Annotated in this window: 17 protein-coding genes; 12 read left to right on the top strand and 5 right to left on the bottom strand. The window is 52.9% G+C overall.

What is annotated here, in order from left to right; translation table 11 throughout:
- Positions 1 to 89: 89 nt before the first annotated feature.
- The 3 genes from AC0T7J_RS22830 to AC0T7J_RS22820 form a co-directional block, all read right to left on the bottom strand.
- Entirely contained in the window at positions 90 to 293 is a 204-nt protein-coding gene (locus tag AC0T7J_RS22830) for an Hha/YmoA family nucleoid-associated regulatory protein (protein ID WP_473797450.1), read from the bottom strand.
- Positions 294 to 532: 239 nt separating this feature from the next.
- Complete coding sequence (locus AC0T7J_RS22825; RefSeq protein WP_473797447.1) at positions 533 to 982, bottom strand: PACE efflux transporter; 450 nt, start codon at positions 980 to 982, stop codon at positions 533 to 535.
- A 624-nt stretch (positions 983 to 1,606) separates the two neighbouring features.
- Positions 1,607 to 2,617, bottom strand: coding sequence for a LacI family DNA-binding transcriptional regulator (locus AC0T7J_RS22820; RefSeq protein ID WP_473797444.1), 1,011 nt, complete (start codon positions 2,615 to 2,617; stop codon positions 1,607 to 1,609).
- A gap of 108 nt (positions 2,618 to 2,725) precedes the next feature.
- Between AC0T7J_RS22820 and AC0T7J_RS22815 the strand changes: the two genes are divergently transcribed.
- The 4 genes from AC0T7J_RS22815 to AC0T7J_RS22800 all read left to right on the top strand — a co-directional run bounded on the left by AC0T7J_RS22815 (position 2,726) and on the right by AC0T7J_RS22800 (position 5,738).
- Positions 2,726 to 3,739 (top strand): Gfo/Idh/MocA family protein, encoded by a 1,014-nt coding sequence (locus AC0T7J_RS22815; RefSeq protein ID WP_473797441.1) that lies wholly within the window; start codon positions 2,726 to 2,728, stop codon positions 3,737 to 3,739.
- A gap of 143 nt (positions 3,740 to 3,882) precedes the next feature.
- A complete protein-coding gene (locus AC0T7J_RS22810; RefSeq protein ID WP_473797438.1) occupies positions 3,883 to 4,419 on the top strand; it encodes a tetratricopeptide repeat protein in 537 nt (178 codons plus the stop codon).
- Positions 4,420 to 4,506: 87 nt separating this feature from the next.
- Positions 4,507 to 4,956: a sigma-70 family RNA polymerase sigma factor gene (locus tag AC0T7J_RS22805; RefSeq protein WP_473797435.1), complete on the top strand. Its 450-nt coding sequence runs from the start codon at positions 4,507 to 4,509 to the stop codon at positions 4,954 to 4,956.
- Positions 4,953 to 5,738, top strand: a complete 786-nt coding sequence (locus tag AC0T7J_RS22800) for an anti-sigma factor family protein (RefSeq protein WP_473797432.1) — start codon at positions 4,953 to 4,955, stop codon at positions 5,736 to 5,738. The genes AC0T7J_RS22805 and AC0T7J_RS22800 overlap by 4 nt, the downstream gene beginning before the upstream one ends.
- A gap of 35 nt (positions 5,739 to 5,773) precedes the next feature.
- Here the strand turns inward: AC0T7J_RS22800 and AC0T7J_RS22795 are convergent, their stop codons facing one another.
- Complete coding sequence (locus AC0T7J_RS22795) at positions 5,774 to 6,343, bottom strand: YceI family protein (protein WP_473797728.1); 570 nt, start codon at positions 6,341 to 6,343, stop codon at positions 5,774 to 5,776.
- A 698-nt stretch (positions 6,344 to 7,041) separates the two neighbouring features.
- Between AC0T7J_RS22795 and arnB the strand changes: the two genes are divergently transcribed.
- Genes arnB through arnF form a run of 7 tightly spaced genes read left to right on the top strand, consistent with a single transcriptional unit; the run spans position 7,042 to position 14,390 of the window.
- Positions 7,042 to 8,178: a UDP-4-amino-4-deoxy-L-arabinose aminotransferase gene (gene arnB, locus AC0T7J_RS22790; RefSeq protein WP_473797430.1), complete on the top strand. Its 1,137-nt coding sequence runs from the start codon at positions 7,042 to 7,044 to the stop codon at positions 8,176 to 8,178.
- 1 nt (position 8,179) lies between these two features.
- Positions 8,180 to 9,163, top strand: a complete 984-nt coding sequence (gene arnC, locus AC0T7J_RS22785; RefSeq protein WP_473797427.1) for an undecaprenyl-phosphate 4-deoxy-4-formamido-L-arabinose transferase — start codon at positions 8,180 to 8,182, stop codon at positions 9,161 to 9,163.
- On the top strand, positions 9,160 to 11,139 hold the full coding sequence (arnA, locus tag AC0T7J_RS22780) for a bifunctional UDP-4-amino-4-deoxy-L-arabinose formyltransferase/UDP-glucuronic acid oxidase ArnA (RefSeq protein WP_473797424.1): 1,980 nt from the start codon (positions 9,160 to 9,162) through the stop codon (positions 11,137 to 11,139). The genes arnC and arnA overlap by 4 nt, the downstream gene beginning before the upstream one ends.
- A complete protein-coding gene (arnD, locus tag AC0T7J_RS22775; RefSeq protein ID WP_473797421.1) occupies positions 11,139 to 12,041 on the top strand; it encodes a 4-deoxy-4-formamido-L-arabinose-phosphoundecaprenol deformylase in 903 nt (300 codons plus the stop codon). The genes arnA and arnD overlap by 1 nt, the downstream gene beginning before the upstream one ends.
- Positions 12,041 to 13,708: a lipid IV(A) 4-amino-4-deoxy-L-arabinosyltransferase gene (gene arnT, locus AC0T7J_RS22770; RefSeq protein ID WP_473797725.1), complete on the top strand. Its 1,668-nt coding sequence runs from the start codon at positions 12,041 to 12,043 to the stop codon at positions 13,706 to 13,708. Before arnD ends, arnT begins: the two co-directional genes overlap by 1 nt.
- Positions 13,708 to 14,028, top strand: a complete 321-nt coding sequence (gene arnE / locus AC0T7J_RS22765; protein WP_473797419.1) for a 4-amino-4-deoxy-L-arabinose-phosphoundecaprenol flippase subunit ArnE — start codon at positions 13,708 to 13,710, stop codon at positions 14,026 to 14,028. The genes arnT and arnE overlap by 1 nt, the downstream gene beginning before the upstream one ends.
- The gene (arnF, locus tag AC0T7J_RS22760) at positions 14,025 to 14,390 is read left to right on the top strand and encodes a 4-amino-4-deoxy-L-arabinose-phosphoundecaprenol flippase subunit ArnF (protein ID WP_473797416.1); all 366 of its coding nucleotides are present in this window, start codon (positions 14,025 to 14,027) and stop codon (positions 14,388 to 14,390) included. The genes arnE and arnF overlap by 4 nt, the downstream gene beginning before the upstream one ends.
- Before the next feature lie 104 nt (positions 14,391 to 14,494).
- On the opposite strand, the gene AC0T7J_RS22755 is transcribed toward arnF, so the two are convergent.
- Positions 14,495 to 15,190: a haloacid dehalogenase type II gene (locus tag AC0T7J_RS22755; RefSeq protein WP_473797413.1), complete on the bottom strand. Its 696-nt coding sequence runs from the start codon at positions 15,188 to 15,190 to the stop codon at positions 14,495 to 14,497.
- Between the two features lie 1,058 nt (positions 15,191 to 16,248).
- On the opposite strand from AC0T7J_RS22755, the gene AC0T7J_RS22750 reads away from it, so the two are divergent.
- Entirely contained in the window at positions 16,249 to 19,134 is a 2,886-nt protein-coding gene (locus AC0T7J_RS22750) for an autotransporter outer membrane beta-barrel domain-containing protein (RefSeq protein WP_473797410.1), read from the top strand.
- The last annotated feature ends 95 nt before the right edge of the window (positions 19,135 to 19,229 follow it).

Raw genomic sequence — 19,229 nt, 5'->3', positions numbered from 1 at the left:
GATTTTTATTGATCTGTTAATGACCCACAGGAAAGTTATTCCCTGAAAAATAAAGTGGCGTTATTGATCCAGACACCTGTTTCACGGGTTCAGCATACCAGTCTCCACACTTCAGAAGGCACTTCGCTATAGGTCTCATTCATTATCAGCTCGGCTTTGCGATGATCATATGCGCCTTCAAAAGATGAAAGATCGTCAGAAGGCAGCTTTTTCCGCATATAACTTGTCACTATATCCAGAATATCGGTTGATGGACAGTTTCTTAATTTATTCAGATAATAGATTTTGTTCATGATATTTTGCTGAATTTAACCTGTAAAAATGGGCTTATGCGCGGTCTTAACTTTATTTAAGCTGACTCGCTGTCATATCGATGCTGCCAGGAAAAATAACCAGGATCCTGATAACAGATATACGTATGTCCTTACGCACTGAATTAATTCAGATGCGCAGTGTCGCATCTGACGATTCACTGACCCGGTTAAGCGGAAGATAAGTAAATCAGTTCTGCCACTTTACATCGAGATTAATGTTATGAATTTATTGTATTTTTTCTTTTGCGTGCTGCTCTGCCGTAATCCCAAAGAAGGTTAAAAAGATAAGTATAGACCAGAAAAAAAATCACCAGTCCACACTCCAGTTTCAGCGCTTCGGGTAGCGTGATATCCAGCCACCATGCTGCAAAGGGTGTCAATGCTAATAACAGACCCGCCTCAAAAAGAACGGCATGGAGGCATCTCATCCGCCACTCTTTTTTAAATCCTGTTCGTAGCTGAACGCTGTCAAAAATCAGGTTGAACAGATAGTTCCATCCCATAGCCAGCGTTGATGAGACTATCGTTAACAGTGCCGATTGCGCAGGTGCTGCAGAAGCCCAGATAATCAGGATAATAAAAACTAACACATTAGCAGCGACTTCAAAAATTACCGCGTGCAGTACTCTTTCTGTGGTGGTGCGTACTGGTGATAAATAGTTTTCCAAACCGGTCTCTCATTACTCTGTCAGGTACCGTTGCGGGTGCAGGAAAAATCCAGGACAACCGCTTCGTCAGAACGCGTATATTAAAAAGCGCTGCAAGCCGATCTGTCTAAGACCGATGAGAATTTAGCATCGCACCGTCAGAAAGTGAAAACGTAACGGAACTCTGCCGCTAATAACCCGTCCAGGCTTGATATTTATCAAATCTTATAAAAAACGTACTTTATCAGTTTCACGCCTTCGCGTATCAGCACCACACAGACTGTTTATGCTCCTCTTGACGGGCCCACCGTGTTTTTTTGACGCAGTACGCCGCCAGCCTGCCGGAATCGAGGCGATAATAACAATCCTGGATTGGACTGGAGCATTAAAATGATAAATTAGCTGCATATAGTTTTATATTTTGATATTTATATAAATACCAGTTTTTAAATCTGACTAATGGGGGTATTTACCGTCATGAAACTCTTGCTGATTCTGACGATCCGGGGAAAGGTGATGCTGTACAAAGCTAAAAGCGTGTTATTCGCTGGGCCATTCTCAATGGCTTCAATAACAGATCGTATTGAGGAGCATCTTCAACGAAAATCTGGGCCCTTGCTGGATAGTGTGATCTGACGGTTTTCTTTATATCGCGTTCTCGTTGGTATAAATCATGAAGTCCACTTTCCCGCTGATATACTCATCGGGTTTCTCTCCCTGCTCCAGATAATTCAGCATCAGCTGCAGCGCGAGTTGGGTATGCTGCCGGGTATTTTGATCCAGTGTCAGCGCAACGCTCTGCTGGGCCATCAGCGTGCGGGTGGTGGTATAAAGCTCATGAGTGATCCAGATGCACTGATTCAGCCGACGATGTCGTGCCAGCGCCTGCCCGATCTCGGTATTCCCCAGCCCGGTATTATAAATACCCTGCAGATTTCCGCTCTGAATCAGCTGTTTTTCCAGCAACTTACTGAGGGCGTCGCGATTTTCCTGAGCGGCCAGAACCTCACGCAGCTGAAGGTGAGGAAAACGTTCAGTTATCAGAGTGCGAAATCCATCAATACGTTGACGATGTGCACTGTAGTCCAGGTGTCCACTTACTATCAGCACCTCTCCGGGCTGATGCAGCATTTTGCCCATCAGCTGACCCGCAGTACGTCCTGCCTGCAACTGATTGATCCCGACATGACAAAGCCGGGCGGCGCCGGGCAAATCGGTGACCAGCGAAATTACCGGGACGTCACGCGCCTGGCAATGGTTCAGCGCCTCATAAATCGCCGGATGCTCATGGGCAAAAACGATCAGTCCATCGCGCGTCTCAGCACCCTGTCTGATCAGCGTTGCAAGCCGCTCAGGCTGCGCCTCCGGGACAAAAGTGCGATGCAGCGTTAACCGGCGATAACCCAGATGCGAGGCGACTTCAGTAAAATCCTGCGCCAGCTGTTTAAAGAAAAAAGAGTCGTTGCTGCTTAATAGCAGTTCAATCTGCCAGGGATGACGATGCTCCTCAGGCAGGATCCGCTTCAGCCCCGTTTCACGTGCCGCCTGCAGCACCTTGTGAACCGTCTCCGGTGCGACGCCGCCACGTTCATTAAGCACCCGATCCACAGTTGCCAGTCCCACACCTGCCCGTCGGGCCACTTCTTTCAGCGACATGCCGATCTCCTCTGAGGTAAAGACCTCAAAACACCATGCCGCCAGTGTAAAACGTCGCGTTATCCTGCTGATGCAGCTTTCTGCCGGACTATGATGGAGTTCAAATAAATGAGTAAAAAACAACGTGTCGCCCTGCTGGGGTGTGGCTTTATTGGTGAAGTTCATGCCGCGAATCTTCAGGCGCATCCCGGGGTTGAACTGGTGTGGGTCGCAGATGCGGATCCCGCGCGCGCTTCCGCCTTTGCGACCCGTTTTGGAGCCCGTGCCGCGTCTGTCAACGAGGCGATAAATGATGGGCAGATTGATATGGTACTGATCGCCAGCGCGACGCCAACCCATGCTGATTTGCTGGAAGTTGCCGCCCGCGCCGGTAAAGCCATCTACTGTGAAAAACCGGTCGATCTCTCTCTTGAGCGGGCCCGTTCAGCCGTGGCTAATGTTCTCCCCTGCAACGTGCCGGTCACCGTAGGGTTTAATCGCCGTTTTGATGTCAGCCATCAGCAACTGAAGCAACAACTCCGCCAGGGGCGGATCGGCCCGGCGGAACTGATTCAGATGGTTTGCCGATCCTCAGCCATGCCGCCGCTGGCCTATCTTCAGGCGTCCGGGGGGCAGATGCGCGATCAGGCTATCCACTTTTTTGACCTGCTGCGCTGGCTGACTGAAGAGGAGGTGACAGAGGTGGCAGCGATGGGAGCCGCGCTGGCTCTGCCATCGATCAGCGAATTTGACGACGTGGACACCAGCACGCTGCTATTGCGGCTGCAGGGCGGGGCGCTGGCACAGCTCGATAATGCCCGCCGCACCGGCTATGGCTACGATGAACGCATCAGCGTGATGGGACCGCACGGGATGCTGGAATCAGCCTCTCAGCCGCAACGTGGCGTCAGCTGCTATCAGGGTGCGCAGATTCAGCAGCCAGGCTTGTTGCCCGACTGGTTCAGCCGGGTGCAGCCAACTTATTATGCTCATCTTGATGCGTTTATCCGATCGCTTAACGGTGAGCAGGTTGACGATCTCCCGGGCCTTGAGGATGGACTGAAAGCCCAGGCGATTGCGGAAGCCGCGGTGAACTCCCTGGCGGAACGGCGTTTCTGTGCGGTGGAAAAACTGCTGTTCTGATTCAGCGTGGCACCCTGGCAAAAAATAATTTTATTTTTATCGAATAGAAACCGGCGCTGAGCTGTTTACCGTACAGCGCCGCGATAGCGGACTGCATCCGGTGGGTTTTATCGCCTGCCTCACAGACCCGATAAGGATAAATTATGACAACGCGTTCTGGTTTTTCTCTGCTTGCCGTTCCGGCACTGTTGCTGATGCTGCACTCTCCGCTGAGTACGGCGATGGGCGACAATGACAGTGATAAAAAGACGCCTGACTGCCCCAAAGGTCAGGTCTATGACAGTCACACTAAAAGTTGTGTGCCCGAGAAGACCAGCAAGCTGAGTGATGACGATAAAACCCGCTACGCCTGGCATCTGGCGAAAAAGGGCGAATATCAGGCGGCGCTCAACCTGCTGGATACGCTGCAAAATCAAGATACCCGTGAAGCCTGGAACTATCGTGGTTACGCTACCCGCAAGCTTGGCCGCACGGACGAAGGTATTGGCTATTATCAGCGCGCCATTGCACTCGATCCTCGTTACGCTAAAGTGCGTGAATATCTGGGCGAAGCCTGGATGATCAAAGGGCGTCCGGATCTGGCGCGCGAACAGTTAAAAACCATTGCCGGGATTTGTGGCACAGATTGTGAGGAGTACCGCGATCTGCAGGCCGCCATTACTGGCCATCCCGAGGCCTGATGCGGCAGAGAGGAGCGTAAAATCACTCATAGCGACATCCGTCAGCATCTTGCGCAACATCTGACGAGGCTCTGGCGTTACGGCTATGTGCTGTCACACAATCGTGACATGGCAGAAGAGCTAGTGCAGTCAACCTGCGTACGCGCGCTGGAACGCAGCGCGCAGTTCACACCGGGCACGCGCATTGACCGATGGCTCTTTTCAATCCTTCACTCCATCTGGATCAGCGATTTGCGGGCACGAAAGGTGCGGCAGGGGCAGGGATTCGTTGATCCCGATGCGCTACTGGCCGCAGATAATCACGCCTCCAGCGACGATACCCGTCACTTCCAGCGCATTATGCTACAGGTTAACGCTTTACCTGAGGCTCAGCGTAATGCGCTGTTTCTGGTTTATGTCGAAGGTCTGACCTATCAGGAAGCGGCAGAGACGCTCTCCGTCCCGATAGGCACGATTATGAGTCGTCTGGCCGCCGCACGTGCCATGCTGGCCAGACAGACAGCGACCTCGCCCTCACCCCAGGAGAAACGGAGATGAACAGGGAAACTTTTACGCCACCGTGGCGCGATGAGGCGATAGTCGCCTGGCTGGATGGTGAGATGACGCCGCAGGAAGTCGCGCAGTTTGAGCAGGCGATAGCGGAGGACGCTGAGCTGGCCGGACGGATTGCGCATTTCCAGCTCAGCAGTCTCGATTTTGAGCAGGCTTTTGCACCGCTGCTGGAACAGGCACCGCAGGCCAGAATGTCACAGCGACTGGCGGCCATCACGGCACCTGCGCCGATGCCGGCCAAAGGCTACAGCCGTCGGGCACTGATTGCCGCATCAGCCAGTTTTTTGCTGGTGGGCAGCGGCCTCGGTTTGCTGGCAGGACCGTCAGATGATGAGAAGGATGAAAGCCAGAATATCCGCGATCTGGAAGCTCGCTATATGTCGCTCTACAGTGCTGAAACGCTGGCCGATATGCCCAATGACGCTGCTGTGTTGCAGAGAGGATTAGATCGAACCCGTCTCGATTTAGGATTGCAGTTGCATCCGCAGCAACTCCGCCTGCCCGGGGCTGAACTGAAAATGGTACGGATCCTGCGCTACGAACGGACGTCGATAGCGCAGATCGCCTGGCTGCATGCTGATTATGGCCCGATGGCGCTCTGTATCTCGCCTGCGCCGGACAACGCGAACCCCATCGCCCGTGAACAGCGCCATGGCATGCAGCTGGCCTGGTGGAAGCGTGACGGCTATCAGTATGTGCTGATTGGCCGCAACCCACCGGCGCAACTGGCTGCCACTGCGGAAACATTGCAGACAGCGCTTAGTTAACAGGGCGGTCCTCTAAGCGGTTACTGCAACAGCAGCTATCTGCCCTGCGCGGCAATGGCCAGCGCAATGTTGACGCGGTCATCTACCACACCGATCAGCCGATCCATGCCGAAGGCGGAGCGGGAGATGGCGGTGGAGGCATGCAGCGCCAGCGAGCCTGAAGCCGGATCAATGGTCTTTCCGCTGTCCAGCGAGGCCAGCATCACGACTGGCCGGCTGACATTTTTAACCGTCAGCACACCAAAAATACGGTAATTCCCGCCACCCAGTGAGGCCACGCGGCTGCTGACAAAGTGAATATTTGGGTAACGCGCTGCATCAAAAAACAGATTACTTTTCAGTTGCCAGGTTAACAGGCTGTTCGAGGCCACCAGCGTCCCTACCGGAATAGTCACTTCAATACGATCGTCACGGTCTTCATCAGGATTGAGTGTCACCGTGCCAGTCACACCCTGCAGTCTGGCCTGCGAAAAGTCGTGACCAAAGGCGCGCCATGAAAGGCCTATCGACGTTGTGTCGGGGGTAATGGCATAGGTTATCGGCGCGGCGCAAAGCACCGGGCTCACCAGGGCTAACAGAGTGCATAAACAGGCGGCACGTATCATCACTATTTTCTCTTTTTTAGGCAGACTCAACGTTAACGCCTGAAGTCGCGATTTTATTCACTTTTTTTAGCCCTGTTTTTACCTTACCGACACAAAGGGGCTGACAGATATTAACTGACTGTCACCTGAGATCCATCAAAGGACACTGATTATTGTAAGGGCAGAATATTAATAACAAACATTATTAAGAATACCTTAAGAAGGATTTATTAATCTGAGGTTTTACTGAAATCGGCGGGGCGCTATTTTTCCCGATGTCAGACTGCAATTAGCAGGCTGAAATTAGCCTATAAATATCAGCGTGTTAATTTCCGCACCCCAACATTCCTGCTGCTGGATGAGCGCGTTTCTGCGCACATTACTGGGCGATCCTGCTGTTTTTAAACAAAATATCAATAAACCTGAAAGAGTGGTTGTCAGGGTGATTATTAGTCCTTTAGTAGTGAACTTTTTCGGAATTCATCAACTTACTCCTGCCTGATTTTATTGTAATTAACACGCTTCATTTAATGTTCAGTTAACTTTCATCCGTTAGGTTGTATTAGCAGTCCGGTAACCTTGATTCCATAAAGGGAAAGTAGGGTGTCGATAACGCTATTGCCGACTGTTGATAATTCGCTATTCCAATTCTATTTCCGGCGTTGTGCCTGATTGACAACGTGCGACAGTTTATGGGTTTGATTTGCAGGAGTTTTAGCATGGATTTTTTGCCATTTTCCCGCCCTTCATTCGGTGATGAAGAGCTGGCTGCTGTTAAAGCGGTATTTGACTCTGGCTGGATAACCACCGGAGCAAAATGCGCCGAACTGGAGCAGGCCTTTGTTCAGCTGACCGGCAACCAACATGCCATTGCAGTAAGCTCTGCCACTGCCGGGATGCATGTCACGCTGATGGCGATGGGGATCGGGCCTGGCGATGAGGTGATCACGCCGTCCATGACCTGGGTCTCTACCCTGAACCTGATCACGCTTCTGGGTGCCACGCCGGTGATGATTGATGTGGATCCCGATAACCTGATGGTGACGCCGGAACGGATAGCGCAGGCGATTACGCCCCGCACCCGCGCCATTATTCCGGTGCATTACGCCGGTGCACCTGCCGATCTCGCGCCAGTCTATCAACTGGCTGAGCAGCATGGCATCGCCATCATTGAAGATGCGGCTCATGCAGTGGGCACCACTTATCATGAAAAGCCGGTCGGGCATCGCGGTACGGCAATTTTCTCTTTCCACGCCATCAAAAATATCACCTGCGCGGAAGGGGGCCTGGTGGTAACCGATGACGCCGCGCTCGCCGATCGTATACGCAGCCTGAAGTTTCATGGCCTGGCAGTAGATGCGTTCGATCGCCAGACCCAGGGCCGTCTGCCACAGGCAGAAGTGATAATGCCGGGCTTTAAATACAATCTGCCCGATATCAGCGCAGCGATTGCGCTGGTGCAGTTACAGAAACTGCCGGGCTTTATTGTCCGCCGCCGTGAGATCGCTGAACGCTATCTTGAAGCGCTGCGCACCCTGCCGTTTACGCCGCTGTCACTGCCCGCCTGGCCACATCAGCATGCGTGGCACCTGTTTATTATCCGCATTGATGAACAGCGCTGCGGTCTGTCGCGCGATGCCTTTATGCAGGCGCTGAAGACGCGAAATATCGGCAGCGGATTGCATTTCCGTGCGGCGCATACCCACAAATATTATCGCGAGCACTACTCCGATTTACGTCTGCCCGCCAGTGAACTTAATAGCCAGCAGATGTGTTCGATCCCACTGTTTCCGTCAATGACGGATCAGGATGTCGAACGTGTAATTCATGCCCTGCATGACATTGCCGGAGCCTGAGATGCGCGATATCAAACCAATCAATATGCTTTCTGTGGTCATCCCGGTTTATAACGAGCAGGAGAGCCTGCCGGAGTTGCTTCAGCGCACCTGCGCCGCCTGTGACTCAATTAAGATTGAGTATGAAATTCTGCTGGTGGATGACGGCAGCAGCGATCGTTCTGCCGAACTGATTGAACAGGCCGCTACCGTTCCCGGGAGTCGGATAACCGGCGTGCTGCTCAACCGCAACTACGGTCAGCACTCTGCCATCATGGCCGGGTTTAGCCAGGTCCGTGGCGATCTGGTCATTACGCTGGATGCCGATCTGCAGAACCCGCCAGAGGAGATCCCACGGCTGGTTGACGCCGCGTGTCAGGGCTATGACGTGGTGGGCACTGTCCGGCAGCAGCGCCAGGACACCTGGTTCCGTCGTAAAGCCTCGCGCACGCTCAACCTGCTGATTCAGCGTGTCACCGGCAAAGCCATGGGCGATTACGGCTGCATGCTGCGCGCCTATCGTCGCCACATCGTTGAGGCGATGCTCAACTGTCACGAACGCAGCACCTTTATTCCGATTCTGGCCAACACTTTTGCCCGACACACCATTGAGCTGCCAGTGATCCACGCCGAACGGGCGTTTGGCGATTCGAAATACAGTTTTATGCGCCTGATTAACCTGATGTACGACCTGGTGACCTGCCTGACCACCACGCCGCTGCGATTGCTCAGCGTGGTCGGCAGCCTGATTGCGCTCTCCGGCTTCGCCTTCTCCCTGGTGCTGATCGTGTTACGACTCTTTTTTGGTGCGGCCTGGGCGGGTGATGGCGTCTTCGTGTTGTTCGCTGTGCTGTTCATGTTTATCGGCGCCCAGTTTGTGGGTATGGGACTGCTCGGGGAGTACATCGGGCGCATTTACAACGACGTTCGGGCGCGTCCGCGCTATTTCGTTCAACGCATTGTTCAGGCTCCAGAAGAGCCTTCAGTACAGGATATTCAATCATGAAGACCGTTGTTTTCGCCTATCACGATATGGGCTGTGTCGGCATCAATGCGCTGCTGAGTGCAGGCTATGAGATCACCGCCATTTTTACCCACAACGATGTGGCGACCGAAAATCCCTTTTTCGGCTCGGTTGCCCGTCTGGCGGCAGAGCATGGCATTCCGGTCTATGCACCGGACGACGCGAATCACCCGATCTGGCTTGATCGCATCCGCACCATGGCACCAGAGATGATTTTCTCCTTCTACTATCGCCATCTGCTGAGCGATGAGATCCTGGCATGCGCCCAAAAGGGTGCCTTTAACCTGCATGGCTCGTTGCTGCCAAAATATCGCGGCCGTGCACCGCTGAACTGGGCGCTGATTAACGGCGAAACCGAAACGGGCGTTACGCTCCATCGCATGGTGAAACGCGCGGATGCCGGTAATATTCTGGCACAGCAGGCGGTGATGATTGAGGATCAGGACAACGCGTTGACGCTGCACCGCAAACTGACCCAGGCCGCCGCACAGTTGCTCGGCGACCTGTTACCCCGCTTGCGCCAGGGTGAGGTCAGTGAGTGGCCGCAGGATGAGAGCCAGGCGACACGTGTGGGCCGCCGTACGGCCGAAGATGGCCGCATTGACTGGAATCAGCCGGCTCAGACGATTCACAATCTGGTCAGAGCGGTCACCGATCCCTGGCCTGGTGCCTTTGCCTTTGCCGGTTCGGTCCGATTTACCGTCTGGAAGAGCCGGGTTCATCCGCAGCAGCATCATGCGAAGCCGGGGACGGTGCTCTCTAAGCAGCCTTTCCTGATTGCCTGTGGCGAGGACGCGCTTGAAATCCAGACCGGACAGTCCGAGCATGGTGTTTACATGAACGGCAGCCAGCTGGCGCAAAGCCTGGGCATGGTGCCTGGCGCACTGCTCTATTCACAGCCGCAGTCGGTGCTGCAACGCCGTACCCGCGTGTTGATCCTCGGCGTTAACGGCTTTATCGGTAACCATCTCACCGAGCGGTTGTTACAGGATGAGCATTTCGAGGTCTATGGCCTGGATATCAGTTCAGACGCGATCAGCCGCTTCCTGGAGCATCCGCGCTTTCATTTCGTTGAAGGGGATATCGCCATCCACTCCGAGTGGATTGAATATCACATCAAAAAATGTGACGTCATCCTGCCTCTGGTGGCGATCGCGACGCCGATTGAGTACACCCGCAATCCACTGCGCGTGTTCGAACTCGATTTTGAAGAGAACCTGAAAATCATCCGTGACTGCGTGAAGTATCAGAAGCGCATCATTTTCCCGTCCACTTCTGAGGTCTACGGCATGTGTACCGATGCCAGCTTCGATGAGGATTGCTCTAACCTGGTGGTCGGGCCCATTAACAAACAGCGCTGGATCTACTCGGTTTCCAAACAGCTGCTGGACCGTGTGATCTGGGCCTACGGCGAAAAAGAGGGGCTGCGCTTTACCCTGTTCCGGCCTTTCAACTGGATGGGACCCCGTCTGGATAACCTTAATGCCGCGCGAATTGGCAGTTCCCGCGCCATAACCCAGCTCATCCTCAACCTGGTAGAAGGTTCACCGATTAAGCTGATCGACGGCGGCAAACAGAAGCGCTGTTTTACCGATATTCAGGATGGCGTTGAGGCACTCTTCCGCATTATCGAAAACAAACAGCAAAATTGTGATGGTCAGATCATCAATATCGGCAATCCGGATAACGAAGCCAGTATCAAAGAGCTGGCCGAGCAACTGCTGGCCAGCTTCGAACGTCACCCGCTGCGCAGCCAGTTCCCGCCGTTTGCCGGTTTTCGCGAGGTAGAAAGCAGCAGCTACTACGGTAAGGGCTATCAGGATGTGGAGCACCGTAAACCGGCAATCCGCAATGCGCGTCGCCTGCTCGGCTGGACGCCGACCGTGACGATGGATGTCACTATCGATAACACGCTCGACTTCTTCCTGCGCACCATTGAGCCACAGGCTGATAAGTGATGAAGAAGATCGGTCTGCGGATTGACGTAGATACCTGGCGCGGCACGAAGCAGGGCGTGCCGGCGCTGCTTACGCTGTTCCGGCGTCATGCGGTGCGGGGCAGCTTTTTCTTCAGCGTGGGACCGGACAACATGGGCCGCCATCTCTGGCGGCTGGTGAAACCGGCATTTCTCATAAAGATGCTGCGCTCCCGCGCCGCGTCGCTCTATGGCTGGGACATTCTGCTCGCCGGAACGGCCTGGCCGGGAAAGCAGATAGGACGGGGCTTGCGGCACATTATTCAGGACGCCACTCGTCAGCACGAAGTGGGTCTGCATGCCTGGGACCACTTTGCCTGGCAGACCTGGGCCGGCGTCTGGCCGCAGGATAAGCTGGTTGAGCAGATAGCACGTGGCACCGAAACGCTGAGTGAGATCCTCGGTCATCCTGTCAACTGCTCGGCCGTCGCGGGCTGGCGCGCCGATGGCCGGGTGATCGCCGCCAAACAGGATTTTGGCTTTCACTACAACAGCGACTGTCGTGGCAGCGGCCCCTTCCGGCCCATGCTGCCTGATGGGCAGATCGGCACCGTACAGATTCCGGTGACGCTGCCGACCTGGGATGAAGTGGTTGGCCGCGAGGTCAGCGCAGAAGGCTATAACGACTACATTCTGGCGAAAATGCTCTCCGCTGAAGAGGGGGCGGTCTATACCGTGCATGCCGAAGTTGAGGGAATTATCGGCTATCCGGACTTTGACCAGCTGCTGGCTGCTGCGGCCCGTCACGGCATTCAGTTCTGTCCGTTAAGCGAGCTGCTGCCCGACGATCTGAGCACCCTGCCGGTGGGCAAGGTAATCAGAGGCGAAATCCCCGGACGGGAAGGATGGCTGGGCTGCCAGAAACTGACAGAAGAGGCGAACTAGTGCGGATACGCAACAACACGAAGTGGTTACTTTTTTTCAGCTTTTTTATTCTCTATTATCTGCTTCCACCGATGTTCCGCGATCTCTGGCAGCCGGATGAAACCCGTTATGCGGAGATCAGTCGGGAGATGCTGGCAACCGGTAACTGGGTGACGCCACACTTCTTCGGTCTGCGCTATTTTGAAAAACCGATTGCTGGCTACTGGGTTAACTCGCTGGGTCAGTGGCTGTTTGGCCATAATAACTTTGGCGTGCGGGCGGGATCGATATTCTCCACGGCAATGACCGCCGTGCTGATCTACTGGCTCGGCAGGCAGATGTTTGGTTCGGCGCGCACGGCTGCTGTCGGATCTCTTATCTTCCTCAGTTCGCTGCTGGTCTATGCCGTCGGCACCTATGCGGTGCTCGATCCGATGCTGATGCTCTGGCTGGCGACCGCGATGTGCAGCTTCTGGCTGGCGACGGAGGCCAGCGGACGCGCCGGGCGGGCGGGCGGCTATCTGCTGCTGGGTCTCGCCTGCGGCATGGGATTCATGACCAAAGGCTTTCTGGCGCTGGCTGTGCCGGTGCTGGCGATTCTGCCGTGGGCGATCTGGCGGCAGCGATTGCGCGAACTGTTCTGTTTCGGGCCGCTGGCGCTGCTCTCAGCCGCGGCGATCAGCGCACCCTGGGCGCTGGCGATCTATCATCAGGCCCCCGATTTCTGGCACTACTTCTTCTGGGTTGAGCATATCCAGCGCTTTGCGGAAGAGAATGCGCAGCACAAAGCCCCGTACTGGTATTACCTGCCGGTTCTGCTGCTGGGAACGCTGCCGTGGCTGGCGCTGTTACCGGGCGCATTGATGACCGGCTGGCGCGAGCGTCAGCAGCATCCCGGCGCGCTCTATCTGCTGAGCTGGACGGTGATGCCGCTGCTGTTTTTCAGCCTGGCAAAAGGCAAGCTGCCAACCTACATCCTGCCCTGTTTTGTGCCGCTATCGCTGCTGATGGCGCATTATGGCCTGAACGCCGCGCAGCGGGCAGGGCGCGCATTAACCGTTAATGGCTGGCTCAACCTGATTTTCGGCATCATTACTCTGGCAACGGTCGTGCTGGTGCTTGCTCCCTGGAGCGTGACGCATCATCCGCTGTTCGCCACGCATGAGATGCTGAAACTTGCGCTGGGGGCACTGGCATTTCTCATCTGGGGGCTGGTGGGCGCCTATAGCTGCCGCTCTGCACAGCGCCGCTGGCTGGCGGCCGCGCTTTGCCCGCTGGGCGTCGCCCTGTTTATTGGCACGGCGATCCCGGATAAAATCCGCGACGCCAAACAACCGCAGCACTTTGTCTCGACGATCAGCAAGCGTCTGGCCTCAAGTCACTTTATCCTGGCGGACAATCCCGGCGTGGCGTCTGCCGTGGCCTGGCATCTGCAACGCAGTGATATCGACTTCTATGACACTAAAGGTGAGCTGGAATATGGTCTGAGCTACCCGGATGCGCAATCCCGCTTTGTCTCTGAGGCGAATTTCGGCGGCTGGCTTGCCGATCATCGCCGCATGGGAAGCGTATCTCTGCTGCTGCTGGTCGACTCGGTCCACAGTGATATCGGCGAGGATATCCCGGTGCCGGACGCCGTCTATCGCCAGGGCAGGCTGGTCTGCCTCTATTACAGTCAGACGAAGTGATGCTGCTGCTGATTGTGCTGGTCAGTCTGCTCAGCTGCAGCGCGCAGCTGTGCCAGAAACAGGCGACCCACGCGGCATCACGCCGTATCCGCTTAAGCTGGATTGGGGTGAGCGTGCTGTTGCTGGGTGTCGCGATGCTTCTCTGGCTGCGGGTACTGCAACGGGTGCCTGTCAGCCAGGCCTATCCGATGCTGAGCCTTAACTTCATTTTCGTTGCGCTGGCAGGACGCATCCTCTGGCGCGAGCGCCTGACGCTGCGCCAGATCGCCGGCACGCTGCTGGTGGTGACGGGGGTGGCGCTGATGGCGAGCCAGCTATGAAAGGCTATGGATGGGTTGCATGCAGCGTGCTGCTGGTCTCAGCGGCACAGCTGATGATGCGCTGGGCGATGCCGCGTCTGCCTGATGTCAGCAGCATAACGTCGCTGCCGGCTATTGCCCTGTTGCCCGCCTTGCTGCTGCTGGCCGGGCTGGGCGCTTATGGTGTCTCCATGCTCTGCTGGATTCGCGCGCTGCACTATTTTGCGCTTAACCGGGTCTATCCGCTGCTCAGCCTGAGTTATGTGCTGGTGTGGCTGGTGGCTGTCTGTCTGCCAGTATTCCATGAGGCGTTCAGCTGGCATAGCCTGGCGGGCGTAGTGATTATTGTCATCGGCCTGCTGTGTATCGTGGTTAAGCCCTGAGTTAAAAATGACGTTAGCGTTTTCGCATCCAATACGCCTTTTATTAGCGTTTTCGGGCAGCGATTAACTCTCGCGGCATTAAGGTATTAGCGGTAAACGGCGGGTCAGCAAAGCGGTTTTATCTTAGTGGCTAACGCACCGATATCGCTGACCAGCAGATCGGGTGCAGGTGCCAGCGGGTAGAGTGCCTGCCCTTTGCGTGTAACAAATGCAGTGTTCATACCTGCACGTTTTGCTCCACCCACATCCCAGCCATGCGCAGCCACCATCATGCACTCTGAGACGGGCTTGCCCATCTCTTTCATCGCCCACTGATAGACCTTCAGATCGGGTTTATAAACCTGCAATTGCTCCACGCTGAGAAGGCGAGTGAACAGTGGCGCCAGCCCGGCTGAACCGAGCTGTTTTTCTGCCAGCGCAGCAGAGGAGTTGGTCAGCGCAACCAGGGTGAATCCCTGCTGCTGTAAGGCAGTCAGTCCTGCAGCAACATCCGGATGGGCGGGCATGGCCGCGATAATCTCAGCTATAGGTGTTGCGTTTTTCGGCAAGGTGACGCCGTAACGCGCGGCGGTCATTTCCAGTACCGCTTCGGCGATATCACCAAAGGTATTCCAGCTGCCGGTTACCGACTCGACCAGTGAATGATGCAACAGCGAGGTAAACCAGGCCTCGGCGCGTTCCGGTCTGTCGCCGAGCCGCTGTGCGACAGACCGGTTCAGTTCAGTGGTGTCCAGCAGGGTTTCATTGACATCGAAAAACAGGGTGCCGCTATAGGGTTTGGAATGTTTACTGTCGGACATCTGGCCTCCGGCTGGTTTGATGGGGGATAAGGGTAAGAGGTTAAACACGCTGTCTGAAGGTAGATCAGAGAGCAGGATTGCTCAAGATTGGAGGGATGCCGGGTTGTAACAGGGGAAAAAATTCAGGTTGCTACTTTATGCGCACAATACTAATTATGTTAAATTACATATATCTGTCCCTCCCGATAAGTGCATCAATGACCGTTGCTGAGAGCATCGTCGCCAGCATGATGGACAATCCACTTATCCCGCCATCCCTACTGCAGCCAAAGCTGTCCCTGCACTGAATGCATAATTAATCGGGCCGTTACCGTAAATCGAGGTGTATGGATTAAGTGCCATCGCGCCAGTCTTTGCATATCCGCTCGGTGCATAGGCAGGATCCATTACCTGCTAACTCCCGCCCCAGACAAATATAAATATCAGGTTCAGAATTTTGCAGTAAACTGACAGGCCCTTAAAGGATCCGGATGATATTAAGTTCTACCCATCAGTAAAAACATCATCAGTCAGCCATAACTTACTAAAAAATCGCCTGATAAACAGCTTCTGAATTTAATCTAAAAAAAATGAACTCGAGTGCGAGGTTTGATTCAGTAATGAATAAACTTACATTTAAACAGGTGTCACACGCACGAAAACCGCGATCGTTGCTGGTACTGCTTCGTCATAATGTTGATTCCCTGAGCTGGTTTTAGGTGCCATTTAAATATTAATAATTACCTGCTTCTTATAAATTAAATTAATGGATGAATTTTAGTAAATAATCATTATGTCATCTTTGAAAGATGATGCATCTAACAAATAAATAACAACTCTTTGTTAAAAATAACATGCATAGTCATAATAGTATTGATGCTCGGATTTTTGACAATTTTAGCAGAGTGCCAACGTAAATATTTCTCAATATATCCGGTTGGGGTTAATAAAAGTTCAGTAAAACGTGAAGTATTGCTTTATCATATTTCGCCTTCTGCTATCCATCTGGATACGGTTGACAGTCATTGTTTTGCGTCAAATCACACTAATTTTGAATGGATTTTAAAACAGGTGAGTTAATGGAAAATAACACTCAGACGTTATTGCTTTTTTTAGCAGTTGCAATGTTACCCACAAACCATGCTATTGCAGCATTTACTCCGGTGGTTAATGCAGGCCAGACAGTGGATGGCGAAATTATCGATGGCGGTGATGCTGCTCAACAAACCGTAGAAGGGGAAGCCAATAACACAACAATTCTGACAGGTAGCCAGTTTATTTTTGGAACTGCTAACAACACTATTTTAAAAGATGGTGTTCATTATATTGTTTATGACGGTGTTTCTAACGGCATCCTGATGTCAGGAGGTGAATTAGCTGTTAACGGTATTGCCAACGATGTTGTATCAACGGCTGGATTAATATCCATTAATTCGGGCCTTAATGGCACAGTAGATTCTGCTTTAGGAGGGAGTATGAACCGTACTGTTCTCAGCGGGAGTGCCTTTCTGGAAAACCGTTTTGGTATTGATACTGATACTATTGTCAATGCTGGAGCAGAGTTACAAACAGGTTCGGGTCTGGATAACGACTGGATTGATACGGCGATATCAAATAATGCGACGGTGAATGAAGGTGGATTACAAACGGTTGATAATCAGGGAACAAGTAACGGTTCAATCATTAATAAAGGGGGAACCATTAAAATTCTCTATTTCATGCATAATAAAACTGATACAGATACCTCTGGCCCGCAATATGGTACGGCTAATGATACGGTTGTTTATGGTGAGATGCAAAATAATGGGGGTGTTGATAATAACTCGCATATAATGCCTGACGCCACTTTTAGCATGATGGGAAGTATCAAGGACGGTATGGCCGCCATCTCTGAGAATGCCACGCTTGAAAACGGTGTAAAAGCGACTATTAATGAAAACGCGCAAGCTAATGGCTGGACAGTTAATGGTGGCATCGAGGGCAGCGTTACGCTTGAGGATGATACATCAGCCATTAACGACAGTACCTTTAATAGTGGTGCTTTACTGATAAATAAAGGCACTGCTGTTAATATCCTGATGAACGATGGTCAGATGAATAACGTCGGGGGATCTGATGTAGATAGTGTGATCAGTAGCGGGATATACACTCTGGGAGGAACTGAAACGGCCTCCTCTACCAATCTGATCGTCGGGAATGGAGCCGTTGCAAATATAGAGTCTGGCACCCTGACTGATAGCACCATCAATGGCACGATGAACGTTCAGAATAACCCTGAGCGGACAGACATGATCTCAACGCTTATGGGTACTATCGCAGTAAATGAAGGGGCTCAGCTAAACCTGTCTGGTGATGTTAACACGGTGGATGCCAGCCTGGTGTTATCGGGAACAGGGAATTTACATCTGGCTGAAAGTACAACGGCCAATAGCCCTTATCACTATTCATTAGGCACTGTTACAATGAGTGGCAGCAGTATTTACTTTGACTCAGCAGTCAGCGATATTTCATCGACCCGTTATTCAACATTAACCATGCAAACACTGGATGGCACTGGCTCGTTCTATATGAACAGTAACTTAGCCAGCTTAACCGGTAATTTCCTGACTATTCAGGGAGAGGCAAACGGCGATTTTGATGTCTATATTGCTGATACTGGGGTCAGTCCGGTGTCAGCATCTGCTTTAAAAATTATCCAGACGGGTGGAGGCGATGCCGATTTTACGCTCGCCAACAACGGTAACGTGGTTGATGTCGGCACATATCAATACTTTTTAGTGGCAGATGGCACGGGAGGCTGGGCGCTCTCGCCAAATGCGCAGCAGCCTGTCACACCAGTGGAACCAGCGGCGACAGACCCCGTCACACCTGCAGAACCTGCTGCGGATGTGCCCGTTACTCCTGAGGACGCGGCTGTGGCAGAACCCGCTACACCTGCTGCGGATGTGCCCGTTACTCCTGAGGACGCGGCTGCGGCAGAACCTGTTACTCCTGCAAAATCCGCAGCAGAAGAACCGGTACCGGCAGCGACTCCGTCAGTGCCTTCAGCTGCACCGATGATTTCTCCCAGTACGCGTGCTGTGTTGTCGATGGCGGCTGTTGATCCGTTGATCTTTCGCACCGAACTTAACACCGTGCGTAGTCGTATGGATCAGACACGGTCGTATAGCCACGATTTAAATGTCTGGGGACATTACACCACGAGCCAACTCAAACTGAATAATTCAGCTGGCGCCAATTTTGAACTGGATATTAATGGTCTGACGATAGGCGCGGATAATACTCAGGCATTTGCTGATGGCATTCTGTCAGAAGGTGTATTCTTTTCTTACAGCCATTCTAAAGTCGATTTTCATCATAGCGGCAGTGGTAAAACAAATTCGTATTCAGTCGGTGCCTACACAAGCTATCGCGATAGTACAGGGTTGTATCTTGATGGCATACTTAAAATCAATCGGTTTAAAAATGATGTTAATGCCCGTATGACAAGTGGCATGGCAGCAAATGGTAGTGATGATGTAACTGGATTAGGAATAAACCTCGAAGCGGGCAAGTATTTATATATTGGTAATGCCTATGTGGTTCCCTATACCTCCGTAATGGGTTTCACCGGCACTTCACAGCACTACACCTTATCCAATGGTATGAAAGCGCATGTCGGCAATCAGCAATCAGTTATCGGTGAGGCGGGGGTGAGGCTGGGTCACGACGTGATAGTTAATAACACTCAGGTTCAACCTTATCTCAAACTTGCCATTGAAAGAGAATTTATTGATGATAATGAAGTGGGCGTCAACAATGATAAGTTTGTCAATGACTTAAGTGGTACGCGAGGTATTTACCAAATTGGTGTTAACGTAAAGTTAACGGAGCGGTTGGCTGTTCATACGGATGTAAGCTATTCCCGGGGCAATAGGCTGGAGTCGCCATGGAATGCTAATCTTGGCGTTTCCTGGTCGTTCTGATTTATCTGATGCGCCGTAAAGCCCCGTCCCGCAGGATGAGGATGACGTCAAATCCAGGCTCTATCGTTGCGGCACGACCTGAAAATGGGCTATCC

The sequence above is a fragment of the Pantoea sp. E956-1 genome, from assembly GCF_982223955.1.
This window is presented reverse-complemented; position numbering and strand designations above follow the sequence as displayed.

Bases quoted from the DNA above. Each gene is read 5' to 3' on its own strand.
- AC0T7J_RS22830 (WP_473797450.1), bottom strand. From the start codon at position 293: ATGAACAAAATCTATTATCTGAATAAATTAAGAAACTGTCCATCAACC.
- AC0T7J_RS22820 (WP_473797444.1), bottom strand. From the start codon at position 2,617: ATGTCGCTGAAAGAAGTGGCCCGACGGGCAGGTGTGGGACTGGCAACT.
- AC0T7J_RS22815 (WP_473797441.1), top strand. From the start codon at position 2,726: ATGAGTAAAAAACAACGTGTCGCCCTGCTGGGGTGTGGCTTTATTGGT.
- AC0T7J_RS22810 (WP_473797438.1), top strand. From the start codon at position 3,883: ATGACAACGCGTTCTGGTTTTTCTCTGCTTGCCGTTCCGGCACTGTTG.
- AC0T7J_RS22800 (WP_473797432.1), top strand. From the start codon at position 4,953: ATGAACAGGGAAACTTTTACGCCACCGTGGCGCGATGAGGCGATAGTC.
- AC0T7J_RS22795 (WP_473797728.1), bottom strand. From the start codon at position 6,343: ATGATACGTGCCGCCTGTTTATGCACTCTGTTAGCCCTGGTGAGCCCG.
- arnB (WP_473797430.1), top strand. From the start codon at position 7,042: ATGGATTTTTTGCCATTTTCCCGCCCTTCATTCGGTGATGAAGAGCTG.
- arnC (WP_473797427.1), top strand. From the start codon at position 8,180: ATGCGCGATATCAAACCAATCAATATGCTTTCTGTGGTCATCCCGGTT.
- arnA (WP_473797424.1), top strand. From the start codon at position 9,160: ATGAAGACCGTTGTTTTCGCCTATCACGATATGGGCTGTGTCGGCATC.
- arnD (WP_473797421.1), top strand. From the start codon at position 11,139: ATGAAGAAGATCGGTCTGCGGATTGACGTAGATACCTGGCGCGGCACG.
- arnE (WP_473797419.1), top strand. From the start codon at position 13,708: ATGCTGCTGCTGATTGTGCTGGTCAGTCTGCTCAGCTGCAGCGCGCAG.
- arnF (WP_473797416.1), top strand. From the start codon at position 14,025: ATGAAAGGCTATGGATGGGTTGCATGCAGCGTGCTGCTGGTCTCAGCG.
- AC0T7J_RS22755 (WP_473797413.1), bottom strand. From the start codon at position 15,190: ATGTCCGACAGTAAACATTCCAAACCCTATAGCGGCACCCTGTTTTTC.
- AC0T7J_RS22750 (WP_473797410.1), top strand. From the start codon at position 16,249: ATGGAAAATAACACTCAGACGTTATTGCTTTTTTTAGCAGTTGCAATG.